General features: G+C 53.5%; 14 protein-coding genes and 1 riboswitch. Of the genes, 3 read left to right on the top strand and 11 right to left on the bottom strand.

Annotated elements, in window-relative coordinates:
* Positions 1-146: 146 nt before the first annotated feature.
* The 4 genes from J3482_RS13690 to J3482_RS13705 form a co-directional block, all read right to left on the bottom strand.
* The gene (locus tag J3482_RS13690) at positions 147-1226 is read right to left on the bottom strand and encodes an ornithine cyclodeaminase family protein (protein WP_146822347.1); all 1080 of its coding nucleotides are present in this window, start codon (positions 1224-1226) and stop codon (positions 147-149) included.
* A 43-nt stretch (positions 1227-1269) separates the two neighbouring features.
* Positions 1270-2346: an aminopeptidase P family N-terminal domain-containing protein gene (locus J3482_RS13695; protein ID WP_188332188.1), complete on the bottom strand. Its 1077-nt coding sequence runs from the start codon at positions 2344-2346 to the stop codon at positions 1270-1272.
* Between the two features lie 17 nt (positions 2347-2363).
* Positions 2364-3485 carry a M24 family metallopeptidase gene (locus J3482_RS13700; RefSeq protein ID WP_206922561.1) on the bottom strand — a complete coding sequence of 374 codons (1122 nt, stop codon included), beginning with the start codon at positions 3483-3485 and terminating at the stop codon, positions 2364-2366.
* A 174-nt stretch (positions 3486-3659) separates the two neighbouring features.
* Positions 3660-5039, bottom strand: coding sequence for an MFS transporter (locus tag J3482_RS13705; RefSeq protein WP_206922562.1), 1380 nt, complete (start codon positions 5037-5039; stop codon positions 3660-3662).
* A gap of 190 nt (positions 5040-5229) precedes the next feature.
* Between J3482_RS13705 and J3482_RS13710 the strand changes: the two genes are divergently transcribed.
* Positions 5230-6120 (top strand): LysR family transcriptional regulator, encoded by an 891-nt coding sequence (locus J3482_RS13710; RefSeq protein ID WP_146822342.1) that lies wholly within the window; start codon positions 5230-5232, stop codon positions 6118-6120.
* Between the two features lie 59 nt (positions 6121-6179).
* Here J3482_RS13710 and J3482_RS13715 read toward each other — a convergent pair whose 3' ends face one another.
* Positions 6180-6497, bottom strand: a complete 318-nt coding sequence (locus J3482_RS13715) for a YnfA family protein (RefSeq protein ID WP_206922563.1) — start codon at positions 6495-6497, stop codon at positions 6180-6182.
* 126 nt (positions 6498-6623) lie between these two features.
* Complete coding sequence (gene tkt / locus J3482_RS13720; protein WP_206922564.1) at positions 6624-8615, bottom strand: transketolase; 1992 nt, start codon at positions 8613-8615, stop codon at positions 6624-6626.
* 191 nt (positions 8616-8806) lie between these two features.
* Here tkt and J3482_RS13725 point away from each other — a divergent pair, with 191 nt between their 5' ends.
* Positions 8807-10069, top strand: coding sequence for a glycosyltransferase family 39 protein (locus tag J3482_RS13725; RefSeq protein ID WP_146822339.1), 1263 nt, complete (start codon positions 8807-8809; stop codon positions 10067-10069).
* 82 nt (positions 10070-10151) lie between these two features.
* Here the strand turns inward: J3482_RS13725 and J3482_RS13730 are convergent, their stop codons facing one another.
* The 5 genes from J3482_RS13730 to J3482_RS13750 all read right to left on the bottom strand — a co-directional run bounded on the left by J3482_RS13730 (position 10152) and on the right by J3482_RS13750 (position 15808).
* Complete coding sequence (locus tag J3482_RS13730) at positions 10152-12554, bottom strand: ATP-binding cassette domain-containing protein (protein WP_206922565.1); 2403 nt, start codon at positions 12552-12554, stop codon at positions 10152-10154.
* Positions 12551-13120 (bottom strand): ECF transporter S component, encoded by a 570-nt coding sequence (locus J3482_RS13735; RefSeq protein WP_146822337.1) that lies wholly within the window; start codon positions 13118-13120, stop codon positions 12551-12553. Before J3482_RS13735 ends, J3482_RS13730 begins: the two co-directional genes overlap by 4 nt.
* Before the next feature lie 117 nt (positions 13121-13237).
* Positions 13238-13344, bottom strand: a riboswitch (TPP riboswitch).
* A gap of 105 nt (positions 13345-13449) precedes the next feature.
* A complete protein-coding gene (glpX, locus tag J3482_RS13740; protein ID WP_146822336.1) occupies positions 13450-14415 on the bottom strand; it encodes a class II fructose-bisphosphatase in 966 nt (321 codons plus the stop codon).
* 192 nt (positions 14416-14607) lie between these two features.
* A complete protein-coding gene (locus tag J3482_RS13745; RefSeq protein WP_146822335.1) occupies positions 14608-14874 on the bottom strand; it encodes a YkgJ family cysteine cluster protein in 267 nt (88 codons plus the stop codon).
* Positions 14875-14890: 16 nt separating this feature from the next.
* A complete protein-coding gene (locus tag J3482_RS13750) occupies positions 14891-15808 on the bottom strand; it encodes a DMT family transporter (RefSeq protein ID WP_206915495.1) in 918 nt (305 codons plus the stop codon).
* 116 nt (positions 15809-15924) lie between these two features.
* Here J3482_RS13750 and J3482_RS13755 point away from each other — a divergent pair, with 116 nt between their 5' ends.
* Complete coding sequence (locus J3482_RS13755; RefSeq protein ID WP_146822333.1) at positions 15925-16914, top strand: aldo/keto reductase; 990 nt, start codon at positions 15925-15927, stop codon at positions 16912-16914.
* Positions 16915-16921 lie beyond the last annotated feature (7 nt).

Below are 16921 nucleotides of genomic sequence, written 5' to 3' on the forward strand. Positions count from 1 at the left end.
ACGTCTGTCTTTGACAGGCTTATATAGATGCGCCTAAAAATCACTTCCCTTCATGGTTCTTAGAACTCGAAAGAGTGCTTGACATTAGATAGCTGGTCTCTTTGGGGCTATTGAATCGACATGAGCGACGCGCAACAAAGCTTTCGTCACGGCGACGTCGCCTCAAGAAACCACTCCGTCGGAACCTCGTGACCAAGCCCACGCGCCTCAGCGAGTTCGAGCACACGCGCCCCGACGGCGGCAAATTGCAGCCCCATACCTGTGTTATTCGCAAAAATCGTAATGTCTTCAGGACTCGTCCTTCCGCCAATCCTACCCAACAACAATTCTCCGATTTCACCGATATCCTCATAGTTTTTGAGACCGCGCTCGACGGGACCCAAAATGTCAATCTGATTGTCATGATGAATCTGCTCGCGCGAAAAGACGACAATTTTGTCTGCCCTGTCGAACGTGGTATCGTCCAACTCCCGCCGATTGGCCGTGCCGTCTGGGCTCGTAATAGATGTAACGTGCGTGCCTGGCTCCAACCAGCGGCCATCAAAACATGGGTCGTAGGCGGCAGTGGCGCACGTCACAATTTGACATCCTTGAACTGCGTCCCGCGGATGGTCCACAGCGATAATCCGCTTACCCGTTCGCTCGCTCCATTCTTTTGCAAACCGTTCCCGGTTGTCCTTCGTGGGGCTGTATACCCGCACCTCTTCGATACTCGGGCGCACGAGCAACATATACTCGAGGTGTGAGGAGGCCTGCCAGCCTGACCCGAACAGCCCCGCCACCCGAGCATCCGGGTTTGCAAGCGCCCGAATCCCAAGTGCGGAAGTGGCGCCAACCCGCATTTTTTGCATATAACTATCATGAATGATGGCAAGGGGCTCCAAATGATGGAGCGAGTACAGCGTCACCAGACCGCAGTATCGGTTGCCACTGGCCACCGGCAACAATCGCCGCCGCTTCACGCCACCTGCAAGCGTCTCGGTTCCCACCATATCGGACGTGATGCGCAGCGCCCACACGCCACTCGTGATGTTGCCGCCTTCTTGAGACTTAAAACGGAATTGAAACCCTGGAAACCGTTCATCCATCACCGGAAAATAGGTGTGATTGCGCGGCCGGTTTGCCGCCTTTCCCAATGTGTACTCCTTATAAGCGACCTCCAGTGCCTCTATGCACTCCTCCAGCGTCAGCACTTGTTGCACATCTTCGTTACTTAAAATTCGCATGATTCACACTCCATTCTTTGGAAGATATCACAGCAAATTGAGCTTATTTTTCATTGGGTTGATATCGCACAATCGGCAAATCGCCTGTCAAACGGGTTGCGCCATGTTCTTCGACTGCAAACGTATCCGCCATCACAGCTTCTGTGCCATCGGCAAACGTACAAACGAGGCGCAATCCGACGACGGACCCCGCTGGGATAGGTCGAGCCAGTTCGTCTGGTAGGCGATAATCGCCTTGTGTTTCAAGATCTGTGTGATGAATCAAATCTACTTTCCAAGACAGGTTGTTTTCTTCGGGAATCACGGCACCCAATTGCGCGTACAGGCGATTTAGGTCCGTGCCCGCACGAAGTTCCTGAACAAGCACGCCATACATCACGTCCATCAGATTCGCCCAATCCGCAGATTCGCTCGCAATCACCCGCGCGGCAGTGGTCCAATAGCCGCGATATTCTGAAATCACCTCCACCGTGTCTGCCTGCGCCCCACTTTCATAGCAATACACGAAGACATCCTCTACCCCCGCCATACGGGCAACTCGCTCTGCGGCGCCAGCCCGCGCTGGATTGGACAAGGCACCATCTAATCCGGCCTCCACCGCTCTGGCACTCACTTTTGCGCTCTCCAAGAGCAGCTTCTGCTCGGACGCAGATGGAACTTGCCGCTTTTCGCGAATGGCACTCTGCAAATCACGCAGTTCCCATCCAGGAAGCTTTGCACGCAACGCTTCAACCACCGAAGCAGGCCACCAGTTCATCTCGGAGAGTCCAATCACACCAGCCGGTTGCGCTTTGACGTAATCCGCGACCAACTGAGCTAAGTCGGGGCCGCTTCGAAGGTCCTCGATGATGGAATTTGCGCGCATCCACGGGTGTACACGCCGCGACAACTTCGTTAAAAATACAGGGTCTTGCTTGGCAGGTACCAGAAGCACCCCTTCATTCCAGTAGATACACAAATTCGAAAGATACGTAATATCGCCGGAACGATAGACATCCCCATAAATGAGCGCGAAATCAATCCCTTGCTCCTGCAATAATCGTTGACAATCGGCTACTCGCGCCTTCAACTCCTCGGTCGTGGTCTCCGTCGGATCTAGTAAAACCAGTCCGCGTTTCATGGCCATCCCTCCATACCTTATACAGCTGCCGTAAACAACACGCGTTCTGTACTCGTCAACAATTCGTATCCATCGCCTTTCACGACGACAGGGTCTCCCAATACGTGATACCCTGCCAACGGTGTATACGTGTTCGGGTGGACAATGACGACAGAATTTTCCTCCAATTCAGTCTCGTCACCTTCGACAATCATCGGCACCTCGTCTAAATACAATCCGTGCCCATGACCACGAACACGGGTATATTGGCTGGTGCAATATTCGCCATAACCATATTTTCGAAACACGTCATTCTCCGCGCGGGCGATATCGTGACCTGTCGCACCAACGCGCACGGCAGCCAAACCGGCCTCCAATGCCTCCTTGAACAACTCAAACGAGCGCAGTTGGCCTTCATTCGGCGGTCCAATCACAGCTGACCTACACAGTTGAGCCCAATAACCATTTCGTTGCGGCGTCAGTTCGGTGCGTACCATATCGCCCAACTGCAGGCGGCGATTCCCCGGCGGTGTCATCCCCATGACCTCGGTTTTTCCGGAGGCAAACAACATAAAGTTGTCCTCAGCACCGAGGCTCTTCATCTCTGCCTCCACCGCTGCAACAACCTCGTATTCCATGACGCCAGGCTTGAGCGCCTCGACAAACGTCTTCCATCCTGCTGAGCAAATGACACCCGCGCGACGAATTTGCTCTAATTCCCAGTCGCTCTTAGCCAATCGAACTTTGGTCATCAATTTTGTCGCAGAGACGATTTCCGTGTGCGGTAAGGCCTGTTGAATCGCAGTCAGTAACAAACTTGGCATCAGTTCTAGGTAGGCAACCCCTAACTTGGCCGGTGGACCAGCTTCCGTTAAGCGATGGACAATTTCTTGACAATCCGGAAAGGAGAGTGGCCGGACATCCTCAACCCATCCTTGTTCGGTAATAGATTGAGTGTCCTGTAAATTTTGCGTAAACGCTGTCGCCATTCCGCTGTAGGGCAAATAAGCGACCGTCAAGCTACCTCGTAAGCGAGCGCCCGTCAGATAGCGAACGTTCTCACGGCGCCAACCGGGTGCATAAGCGAGCAACCCCTCCATCTCGCTTGCTTCCATTGCCTTGCGAATGCGCGCCAGACGCCAATCTCGTTCTTTCAGCACATATATCACCTGCCAAATAATTTATGAATACTGATAGAGCATTAAGATTATAAATTTGGAAATCCGAGTGAAACACATCGAGCACGGGCGCAGTGACTATCCAGCGACCACGCTTGAATATGTTCATCGATTGCGACGAGTATCCCCCATCACCCCCTCTCCGATGAACCGACGTTATTGAGCTAACTCCTGGTCAATCTGTTCGAGCGATTTTCCAACGAGCTCGCGCGTCATGACCAAAGACACGAGTCCACCGATTAGCCACAATATCCCCAGGACGATGAAGAAGGCGAAGTTTGGCACGTGTAACCCAATCAAGATGCCAATCGCGCTCGGCGCGATAATCCCACCCACGCGCTGCCAAAGACCGCCCCAGGCGACGCCCGTCGCACGTACCGAAGTCGGGTACAAGGAACTTAAATAAGCAAACACGACACCCCCGGCCCCTACCCCGAACAGCGCAGAAAACGCACCAACGACAACGATAACTGTTGGGTTTGTGGCAAGCGCCCAGACAATCAGCAAAATTCCACCCACCGTAAAGCCGAGAACCAACAGCCACCGATAGCCCACTCGTTCGATTAGCAGAGCGCCAACGAGACTGCCGATTGCACCAGAACCTGTGATGACCGCACTAAACAAAAAGCTGTGCACCATGCCAAACCCCATGTTTTCAAAGATGCTTGGCAGCCACGTGGAGAGCCCATACAGCACAATGCCGCTGATAATCTCCATAATCCATACGCCGGCCGTTAAACGGGCGTATTTCCCTGAAAAGATTTTCGCCACAGATACATGTTTGGCTGGCTCATCGTCAAGCCGCGTCGTACGAACGTCCCCGAAGGCGACATCTTCGCGTTTCGCCACAGTGGAAAGTCTATCGACCACCTGCTCTGCGGCCTCCCACTTTCCCCGCTTGATAAGATAGCGCACACTCTCCGGCATAAAAAACCAGAGGAGAAACACGATAAACGCTGGCACGGCGGCGACAATAAACATCGCCCGCCAACCAAAGTTGGGAACCAATGCGGCGCCGACACCTCCAGCCAATAGCGTCGCGCCCGACCAGAAGAAAGTCGACAACGTGAGCGCCCGACCCCGTTGCTTGACTGGCATAAACTCGCTGACGTAAGTTCCAGTTATCGGCACATACATACCAAGGCCGACACCTTGGAATGCCCGAAACCAAACCAAACTCGAATAACTCGGAGCCATGGCGCATAGCGCACTAAACACCGTAAACAAACCAATCGCTAGCATGAATCCTCGTTTGCGCCCAATCTTATCTGTCAACGGTCCAATGACAAATGCACCGACAGCCATGCCAATTGATCCGCCCGACGCAAGAAATCCCGATTGCGAGGGGTGCAAGGAAAAAGTCATCGTAATGCTGGCCAATACATAACCAATCATGCTAATGCCAAAACCATCGAACATGTGGCCCAGGATAACAATGACATACAGTCCGCCGTGACGTGGTGTCATCGACGAGTGATCTAATCTGCCAGTGAGCCCAACTGCGTGGTTCTGAGACGTCGTGACAATCTCACTCAATGATTTCGCCTCCTCGAAAACCGCTGATATGATTGCGCTTTCAAACACAACGAGTATCTGCTATCGTTCGTAGTCCCAGATTATCTATGAATGCGTTTACAAACAATCTGCGTTTCAGATACACTCTATAAGTAAAAGTGATAGCCCACCATCCACCATCCGCCATCGTTGTTACCGGAGGGATTTATTCATGGAAATCCACCAGTTGGAATACTTTCTCGCAATCGACAAGTACGGGAGTTTTTCGAAGGCCGCATTGGAATTGTGTGTATCACAATCATCCATTTCGCAGCAAATTCAGAAATTAGAGGCTGAAATGGGTACGAGGCTATTTATACGCGAACCACGCAAGGTGAGGTTGAGCCCAGCCGGCGAGGAATTCCGGCACTACGCCCAGAAGATCATAACCGATTTAGAACACTGTGCTGACGCCATGCAACAATTTAAACAATGCGCAGCCGACCGAATCCGAATTGGCGCTATCGCGACGATGGCTTATCTCGGATTTGACAGAATCATCAAGGATTTTTTAGAGCGATATCCTGCCGTCTCCGCCGAAGTCGAGGAAGGCACGACGGACGACCTTATCCATTGGCTCCGCGAATCTCGAATCGACGCAGCATTTATCTCCGCACCCACGACCAATGAGCAAAGCGTGAGCTTTCACCCACTCGTCAACGATGAAGTCGTGGCACTCCTGCCCGCCCGCCACGCGTTAGCAAACAAACCCTCGATTCAGTTAAAGGACCTTGCGGACGAAAAATTCTTATTGGCCAAATCCAGCACCGGTTTTAAGCGCGACATGGTGCAAGCCTGTCACGAATCTGGCTTTAATCCGAATGTCATTCTCAACAGTAATCATGAAATCTTGCGCCACTTTGTTGAAGAAGAGATGGGTGTCAGCTTGATGGGCAGGCGAATCGCACGCCTCCTGTGTAGTCCAAACACCGCCATCGTCTCGATTCATCCTCCATTAAAGCGAGTGAGCGGCTTAGCCATACCATCCAAACGCACCATCTCACCGACTGTCAAACGGTTCCGCGACTTTGTCATCAATTACAAGCCCCGTAGTAAGCGGTGATTGTCCATTGCAACCGACCAAAATACCCAAAGTAATCGGAATAAAACATCCCTGTCCCGTCACCGCCTCGACAACATAATCGCGACACCGACCAAACAAATTGCTGCTCCAACCCATTCATTGACATCCGGAAATCGTTTATCGACAATCCATCCCCACAACACGGCCATCGCGATAAAAATCCCGCCGTACGCCGCATACGTCTTGCCGAAGGAAAACTCCTGCCGCGTCGCAATGACACCATACAACACCATGACGATGGCACCTACAATGCCGACCCAGATGGGGCGGCCATTTCTGATGCACTGCCAAATCAGGTATCCGCCTGTGATTTCAGCAAGGCCTGCCGCCACAAAGAAACCTATGGCCTTCACCATCGTCGCGACCTCCTATAAAGCGCACTGATGTAACTACGCGTTGAAATACATCTTCACACAAAACACGTAAAAGGGCATCCTGCCGTATGTAACACAGCAGGATGCCCTTTCAATTCGAATTCGTTTTTACTTATTGAGCGCAGACTTCGTGATGTTGTATACGTTATCCACAGTAAAACCATATTCTTCGATGACGCGGTCGCCCGGTGCAGACGCGCCAAACTTGTCAATGCCGATAACTTCTCCATCGAGACCAACGTACTTGTACCAGCTCATCGGATGTGCCATTTCTACCGCAACGCGCTTTTTCACGCTCTTTGGCAGAACAGATTCCTTGTATGCTGCGTCCTGCTCTTCGAAGACTTCGAGCGACGGGAAGCTAATGACACGCACTTTGACACCTTCGTTCGCCAATTTCTTAGCGACTTCAAGCACCAAGTGAACTTCTGAACCAGCGGACAACAGGGCCAAATCCATACCGTCGCCGTTCTGGTAGATGACGTACCCGCCTTTTTCGAAGTTGTTCTTGTTGTCCTTGATTTCTTTAAGCGTCGGCAGTTTTTGCCGCGTCAGCGCCAAGGCGACCGGCGCATCGCGGTGCGTCAAGGCAAACTTCACAGACAACGCCGTTTCCGTCGCATCTGCTGGACGCAGCACCCGCAGACCCGGAATAGCGCGCAACGAAGCCAATTGTTCTACAGGTTCATGCGTCGGGCCGTCCTCACCGACTGCGATACTATCGTGCGTGAGAACGTAAAGCACAGGTTGCTTCATCAGCGCGGACAAACGAACAGCCGGGCGCAGGTAGTCGACAAACACGAGGAACGTACCAGCGTATGGGAAAACGCCGCCATGCAGTGCCAAACCGTTGAGCGCTGCACCCATCGCGTGTTCGCGTACGCCGTAGTCGACGTTCTTGCCGGAGTAATCCGGTTGCTGAAAGTGTTCGGAGCTCTTGATAAAGGTCTTGTTCGAACTGGACAAATCAGCTGATCCGCCCAAGAGCGTCGGCATGTGCGGCGCAATGGCGTTGATGACGGTGCCAAACGCGTCACGCGTTGCCGTCGCGTCCGTGAACTCTGGCAGCACGGCATCAAAATCGACACCCACCTTGCCAGCGACGACGTCCTGGAACAGCTTCGCATCTTGTGCATAAGCGCGCTCGTACGCCTTAAACTTCTCGTTCCACTCTGCCGCTTCAGCCTGGCGCTTCGCCTTCAAATCAGCAAACAACTGGCGCACTTCGTCTGGGACGAAGAATGGCTCGTACTTCCAGCCGTAAGCTTCCTTCGCCAACTTGGCCTCTTCTGCGCCGAGCGGGCTGCCGTGTACGCCGTGCGTGCCCTGTTTGTTCGGTGCGCCATACCCGATGATGGTCTTGACCTCAATCAGTGTTGGGCCATCCGTAAACGTCTTCGCCTCAGCGATTGCGCGTTCGATTTCATCCAAATTGTTTCCGTCTTCGACGCGCAGTACGTTCCAGCCGTACGAGCGGTAGCGCATTTTGACGTCCTCGGTAAACGCCTGTTTCGTCGGACCGTCGAGGGAAATATCGTTGGAGTCGTAAAGCACAATCAACTTGTTCAAGCCAAGGTGACCTGCCAGGGAACTAGCTTCCGCCGCAACGCCTTCCATCAAATCGCCATCACCGCAAATCACGTATGTATAGTGATCAATCAAATCGTGACCTTCGCGGTTAAAGGTAGCCGCCATGAAACGTTCCGCCATAGCAAAACCAACGGCCATTGCAACACCTTGTCCCAAAGGACCGGTGGTCGTGTCAACACCTGGCGTGTGGCCGAATTCTGGATGTCCTGGCGTTTTTGAACCCCATTGACGGAATGACTTCAAATCATCCATCGAGACATCGTAGCCTGTCAAATGCAACATGCTGTACAACAACATGGAACCGTGACCAGCTGACAAAATAAAACGATCTCGGTTGATCCACGATGGGTTTTCCGGATTAAACTTCATGAAACGGCTCCACAGGACATAAGCCATCGGCGCCGCACCCATCGGCAATCCAGGGTGACCCGAATTTGCCTTCTCAATCGCGTCAATGGAAAGCGTGCGTAGGGTCTTCACTGCCAATTGATCTTGTTCTGTAAATGGCATAATTCCACTCCCGTTTTCTACAGATTTCATTCGTTATAATACCACATCAAATCATTTTCACTTACATCCAATCAAAGAAAACGTACAAAGGCGGAGCATTCACGCAGTTTCAACAGATTTGAGGTTGCGCCAACGGCTCGTCAGGCCGCCCGACATACGATAGGATAGTAGCGTACGAAAGGAGTATCGCGATGTCTGCCAAGACAACAGCTACACCCGCCAAACACTGGATTTGGGATATTTTGGCGCTCAATCTGATTTTCCGGGGTGTCTGGCTGCTCTACATGCACCCGCCCCAGAAAGCGGATTTCCTCTGGTATTTTCAACATGCGCAACTGTTAGCGACCGGTCAAGGGTACGTATGGAACGGCCACCCGACTGCGTACTGGCCGATTGGCTGGCCGTTTTTCCTATCACTCATCTTTCGCGTCACCGGCGCGCACGTGATGGTGGGTTTGGCGGTCAACGTCATGCTCAGTACGTGTATTGTCGGTCTCATCTACCTTATCAGCATGCAACTGTTCCATCGCAAGTCGATGGCATTCGCGGCTGCCGTCGTCTATTCACTGTTGCCGAGCCAAATCGTCTGGAACGCAGTCCTTGGCTCCGAAGAATTGTTTTCGGCACTACTGTTGGTGTCATTATACCTGTACCTCTTGGCGCGCAATGGCGTTGGTCGCATCGCCCTGCGATGGATTACTGCGTCCGGACTCGTGCTGGGCCTCGCTGCTGACGTTCGGCCAATTCCGCTACTATTCCCGGTCTTCGTCCTGTTGTACGAACTTTTCATTCAGCGGCGGCGCGTGGCAACTGGATTCGGGCGGGCCATCACGTTGTCCATCGCGATGTTTATCACCATTCTACCAGTGACCATCCGCAACAAAATCGCCATGCATCACTTCGTCCTCGTCTCGACCAACGGCGGCACGAATCTATGGCAAGGAACCCATACCAACGGCGGCTATTATTGGTCATGGAATCCGAACATCAACCCGTTGCTCCATATCAATAATGAAATCGTCAAAAACCAAGTGGGTGAACACGCCGCGCTCGACCATATCATTCACCACATTCCAACGACGATTCTCAACGGATTCATCAAGATGTACGACCTGTACAAGAATGACGTGAACGCAAACTGGTACACATTTCACGCCGTGCCCAGTCTACAACATCTGACGAACCTAATGGATACCATTAGTAACGCAGGGTACTACTTATTTATCGCTGCCACTTTCATCGGCATCGGCGTCGTGGTAGTGCGCCGCTTTGACGGGTTCAAAGCAAGCTTGTTCCTGTTGACGTTTGCCTTGTACAACACCTGTTTCTTCTTCTTCTTCCCGGCCTGGGATAGATTCCGCTACCCAGTGATGCCGCTGTTCGCCGTCTTCGCCGGCGTCGCCATCGTATGGCTGTGGCACAAGATGCGCGAGCGCCATCCAGAGGACCCATAACGTTCACAAGTTCAATCGCAAAAAGCGCCGCCGACGGGAATTCCCACCTGCGGCGCTTTTATGCTAAAGATGCGCTCCCTCTTTAACGCGAGGATACAGCAATAAACACTCCTATCACCACAACTGCACACAGACCTGCGAACAGAAAATCCCACAGGCGAAAAGGAATACGTCGAAAATACGTGCGGCCGTTCCAATGATTCGCAGGTTTACCATAAAAACCTCGCGCTTCCATCGCTGTAGCGAGGCGCTCACTGAGGCGAATCGACTGGCTGAGCATGGGTAACGCGTAACTGACTGGTCGCGTCACCCACCACCCTTGCCGGCCACGCACACGTCGAGCCATGCGAAACGTGCGCAACTCATGATTCACTCGCTGCAAAAATCCGGTTCCAGCCATGACGCCGTACGCAAGTTTGGGCGGCAAGTGAAACGATTGGCTGAGACTGACGACAAAATCCGTCCCATCTGTCGTCTCCACGAAGGCATACGCCAGTACCACCGTCGAAAACGTACGCAGCGCGATGATAAGCCCCTGCCATAAGCCATACAAGCTCAAGTGGAACCAAAGGACGTTTTCATAGTGATAACCAGGCGGTGTCGCCGCATTCGCCGCAAACGTCCACAAGTAAATCACATACATTGCCAGCACAACCGAGAGTCGTTTCAACGCGCGCCACGGATTACACCAACCCAGGCCAAATGTCACGACGAGCGTCACCACCCACATCACGGCAAGCTCCCGAAACGAATTCGTGAAAAGCGTGAATACCGCAATATACACCAGCGTGAGTAACTTCACACCTGGATGAATCGCCGCGAGCGGTGAACGCGCTGCCGCTTTGCGGTCGCGCGGATGCATCTCATCATTTCGCTCTACACGCACAGGTCTCGCCGTCGCTGCCACAGATTGGCGCACGAGGGCGCCATCTTCCTTCACACCTACGTGAAGCGGACGCACGTCATCGAGCAAATGGGCGCGTTGGAGGATGTCTTCACGCGCATATAAATCTTTCACCGTACCGTCAAATAGCAATTGCCCATCCGCCAGCACCAAGACGCGCGTCGCATAACGTTTGACTAACGCCATGTCGTGCGTGATGGTCACCACGGTTTTTCCAGCCGCCTGCAGTTGTTGAAGACGACAAAGAATCGTCTCCTCCGACGCCTTGTCCTGTCCATACGTTGGTTCGTCAAACAAAAACAAATCGTGATCATCACGCAACATCACGCCAACGGCAAGACGCCGCTTTTGCCCTTGACTGAGTGCATAAGGAGACGCTGTGGCGTGATTTTCCAAACCAAATTCAGCCAACTGGGCCAACACCTTAGACGGAACGTCATCCCCGACCACTCTGCCCGCCATCTCATCCGCCACGCGTTCAAACAAAAATTGATACTCGGGATTTTGAAATCCATAAGCAATCGTTTGATAGCGCGTTGCTTCGCGAATTCGTCCGACCGGCGTATCCCACAAGCGCACTTCACCAGAAGTCACAGGCAAAAGCCCGCCCATCACCTCGAGTAAACTCGACTTGCCAGCCCCGTTCGGCCCGACAATCGCCACGAACTCCCCCTTGTGCAAAGTAAAGGAAACCCCAGACCAAATGGTTTTATCGCCATAACAAAGTGCGGCATCCGCCACCGCCAAGAGCGGCTTGCCAGCGGGCCGTGGCATCGCCAGCGCGCCCATCTCAGCACCCCATGCGATAGCCAAATGATTCTTGCCAATCTCTACCGCCATCTCACCGTTAGTTGAAGGGCGTCCCAAAGTGCGCGACAGTTCGCCTGGCCGCAACGACGTCACCCGTCCGTCCGCGTCCACCCGAAGCACCTTGTCGACAAACGGTAGAAGCGGAGAATACTTGTGCTCCACAATCAGCAAGGTCCGCCCCATGCGCCTGAGTGCGACAATTTGTTCGAATATTTGGCGGGTTGCCAGCGGATCGAGATTCGCAGTCGGCTCGTCGAGAATCAGGAATTCACAATCCATCGCAAGCGCCGAAGCAATGGCAAGTTTCTGCTTCATTCCCCCGGAAAAGTTGGCATGATGGTCGCTTGGCGCGACATCTAAGTCGACGCGGCGCAAAGACGCCTCGGTTTTGGCAGGCATCTCTTCGCGAGGTATCTGCAGGTTTTCCAGACCAAAAGCGATTTCATCCGCCACGGTCAGCATACAAAACTGCGCGTCAGGATCTTGAAACACGTAACCGATTTTGCCCGGTTGCTGGAGTGACGATTGCCAAATCATCTCACCGGAGACCTCTGCCTCAATGGACCGCGGAATGATGCCCGCAAGCGCCATCGCAAGGGTACTTTTGCCACTGCCGCTCGGACCTGTAACCAAAACACATTCTCCTGGGAATACGTCAAACGTGCAGTCGACGATGGTTGGCGTCGCATCATCCCCATACGTCACTGACAAATTGTGTACAGATAGAACCGGTAGCACATCTGCCACCGGTCCTTGCTGATGCCGATTCATCGGGCCATCGCTCGCTGCCGGGCGATAGCGAAGTTCCGCAAGACCCCCGCTTTATAGAGCGCGTCCGCGACAAGTTTCGGCAGAATGCCTCCGAGGACGGCGCCACTGCAAAGCGCAATGACGATATACGCCACTTCTGTGCCCGCTGTAAGCTCATTGCCACCGTACTGAAAGTACCACTGCAGAACAGCTGCGGCGCTCGCCAGGACGCCTGATAATATGCAAGAGACGATATGGTAGCCGCGATAGAAAAATAGACAAAATGCCAGTTCTGCGCCGATGCCTTGAATCAGGCCGGCCACCAAATTAGACAAACCCCACTGCCCGCCGAGCAACAATTCGACCGACGCCGCAATGAGTTCGGCCAAGAGTGCGGCACCCGGGCGGCGAATGATATAGGCCACCAACACCGAGGCAATCAGCCACAGCCCTGTCATCGTCGCTTGACCGGCGTACGCGGTGGTCGGAATGACCGCATAAAGAATGTCCCACACCTTGTACAATGCGCCGGTCACAATCGCCAAGACGACCATGACGATGACGTCTCTCAATTTCCAAGCCGTCATACTTCAATCCTCCTCCAGTGCGAGAGTGGACTCATGTGCGCGCCAGAACCGAGGGTGCCTTAGACACATCAAAACAGCACCCTCGTCACGACGTGCGCGTGAAAAGGGTGCTGCTGTATCGTCGAATGGGCACTTCCTCCCGCTGGTATGACCCAGATCGAGTCCCAGGGTTAGCGACACAACTGTCGCTTCTCAGCCAATACGCGGCACCCCTAGCGCCCCTCTTCACATCGTTCAATTGTCAGGGACAGTGTAACACCACCAAAGTCCCACCGCAAGCGCAAACACGTTGCTATTCGAGCGCCTGTGCACAAAATGAAAATGGGACCTTAACGCTCCCAACCCATTTTCAGATTCAAGTTGTGATACGCCTCCACAAAGCGGACTGTGCCGGTCTTTGCCCGCATCACGAGCGTTTGCGTGCGCGCGCGGTTGTTTCCAAGAAAACGCACACCGTCGAGCAATTCGCCATCGGTAATCCCCGTCGCCGAGAAGATGGCATCGTCGCCGCGAACGAGGTCGTCCAATTCGAGGACGTGATCAACATCGCCGATACCCATTTCCTCACACCGCCGGCGCTGTTCGTCGTTTTCAGGGAGCAAGCGGCCAATCAATTCCCCACCCAAACACTTCAGGGCGCATGCGGCAAGTACCCCTTCTGGTGCCCCGCCGGAACCTAATAGAATATCGACGCCCTTCTCCGGAAATGCGGTATACAGCGCACCTGCGACGTCACCTGCTGGTATCAACTTGATGCGTGCACCTGCTTCGCGTACCTCCTGAATAAGTTTCGCATGCCGCTCCCGATCTAAAATCACCGCGACGACATCCTTGATGTCTTTGCCGTTAGCCTCGGCAACGGCCTGCAAATTCTCGCGAACAGTCTTGCGAAAACTGACTCGTCCCTTGGCGTTCCGTCCCACGGCAATCTTGTCCATATACATGTCTGGCGCATGTAACAAGGAACCTTTTGGCGCAATCGCGACAACCGCCATGGAATTGGCCGCACCAGCTGCCACAGTCTCTGTTCCCTCAATCGGATCTACCGCGACATCGACTTCTGGCTGAACCCCTGTGCCCAGTCGCTCACCAATGTAGAGCATCGGGGCCTCGTCCATCTCCCCCTCGCCGATGACGACGGTGCCGTCCATCGAGACGGTATCAAACATTTTGCGCATGGCTTCTGTCGCCGCGGCATCGGCAGCCATTTTGTCGCCGCGCCCCATCCACGTCGCACTCTTCAGTGCTGCAAATTCAGTCACGCGCACGAGTTCCATCGCTAATTCTCTTTCCATTGATCCACTTCCTAACATCGTATAGTAAAAATCCCGGTTCAGGTTTGATGGTTTTATATTTAGAATGCATGCATACCTGCAAACCGACCCACGCTTGTTAGGTTACGCCAAGCAATGAATAATGTCCAAATTGTGTCCACCCACACGCGAAAAATCCATCCTTTCCAACGCCCATGACCAGCTACCTTCCACTCAGCCCGAAGTTTTTGGCGCAGTCGCCTCTTCTAATGCGGTCAAGATAGCAAAAGCCGCCTCGTTTGAATCGCCACACATCTCCCTGGATGCCTGTAGCGACTGGCAGACCAATGGGCGCTCTGGTTTCCCAAACAATCGGCACCGATTGTCCTCGGTGAGTTGGACACAGCGCACACCTGCGGGTTTGCCGTGCTCCATGCCAGGGATTGGCGAAGAGATGGATATCGCAATACAACAAGCCGCGCAACCAATCCGGCACTCCATCTTGAGACAACTCCTTTTATCGGGATGAAACATCTATCGACTGCTTCGACTGTACGACTTCCTTATGCCGGCCAAGGTATAATGCGACCAGTATCATGAAAGCGCCAATGTAAAAATAGAGCGTAGGGTGCGTCTTCAAAATGAGAATGGACAACAACACGCCAAAAATCGGTTGTAGGTACAGTGTAATCGCCGCACGGGCGATATCCTGGTCTTGCAGTACAAACAACCAAATCAAGTAAGCGCCAGCCGTGGCCAAGAGCGCAAGAAACACCAACGCCAATAGCGGCCCAGGTGACAAACGATGAGGCCAGGCGCCACCACTGAGAAGCCACAGTGGCACACACCCCAGAAACCCCGTCAGGAGCATGATGGACATCGCCGCAGATGCGGGCAAATCGTCGGTCAGCCTCGATGACATCGCATTGTAACAGGCATAACACAGGACGGCCAACAGTAAGAGGGCATCGCCGAGCGCGTAACCTTGCACGCCTGGCCGCGGACACCCTGCAACCACGTAGGCACCGATAGCCGCGAGGGCCATGGCGAATTTTCGCTTACCGCTAAGCGTTTGCTGTAAAAAAAGCGCGGCGACAAGCACCGTGAACAACGGTTCCAGCGCGATGGATACGGCGCCAAGTGCCGCAGTCGAAGCATGAATACCAATCGTCTCCAACGTCACCGGAAACGTAAATCCAATCAGCCCCAACAACGCACTTTTTGTCAACGCGCTCCGCGAAAACGCCGCACGATTGCGGCGAAACGCAATCAGTACGAACGGAAACAAAACGACGCCGCCGACGAACATCCGGGTCATCGTAAGAAAGGTCGGGCTCATTTGACGAGTGGCAATGCTCGTTGCGACAAAACTCCCAGACCAAACGAGGTTTGCGAGAATTAATAATCCAAACAAGATGGTACGCGGCGGTTTCAAACATTCATCATCCTTAAGCGCTTTTGTAAGTAGCCTACGAATTTGCATTGATGCAGACGCACCCCTACAATCGAAGTACACGTCCAGCGAACGGACGCCATCAAGGGAGGGTTACCATGGAAAAACGCAAACTGGGTCAACAGGGCCTCGAAGTCTCGGCAATTGGGCTCGGATGTATGGGCATGTCCGACTTTTACAGTAACCGCGACGACGAAGAATCCATTCGTACGATTGAACGTGCACTTGAATTAGGTGTGACTTTTTTTGACACAGCCGATATGTATGGCGTCGGCGAGAACGAACGGCTCGTCGGTCGCGCGCTGAAGCCACATCGTGACAAAGTCATCATCGCGACCAAGTTCGGCAATGTTCGCTCCGAGAAAGATGGCAGTTTCCTTGGTATCAACGGCCGACCAGAGTACGTCCGCGAAGCGGTCGACAAGAGCCTGTCCCGACTCGGTATCGACTATATCGACTTGTACTACCAACATCGGGTTGATCCGTCCGTGCCCATTGAAGAAACGGTCGGCGCGATGGCAGAACTCGTACAAGCCGGCAAAGTGAAATACTTGGGCCTTTCCGAAGCGGCCCCAGACACCATCCGCCGCGCGCACAAAGTCCACCCAATCACGGCACTCCAAACCGAGTACTCCTTGTGGAGCCGCGACGTTGAGGATGAAATCCTGCCAACCGTTCGCGAACTAGGTATCGGCTTTGTCGCGTACAGTCCACTAGGCCGTGGCTTTCTCACGGGCCAAATCAAGCGCTTTGAAGACCTCGCTGAAGACGATTATCGCCGCTTCTCTCCACGGTTCCAAGGTGAAAACTTCGCAAAGAACTTGCAACTGGTCACGAAAATCGAAGAATTGGCGCGCGAGAAATCATGCACGCCAGCTCAGCTCGCCATCGCCTGGCTACTTGCGAAGGGGGACGACATCGTGCCTATCCCTGGTACCAAACGGCGTAAATACCTCGAGGACAACCTCGGTGGCGTCAATGTCAAACTTTCTGCAGAGGAACTGCGTGCCATTGACGAAATCGCGCCAAAAGGCATCGCTGCAGGAACACGCTATCCCGAGTCGAGCATGTCAACCATCAATCGCTAACCAACGA

Origin of the sequence: Alicyclobacillus suci, from assembly GCF_017329615.1 — a bacterium.
GTDB classification, from domain to species: domain Bacteria; phylum Bacillota; class Bacilli; order Alicyclobacillales; family Alicyclobacillaceae; genus Alicyclobacillus; species Alicyclobacillus suci.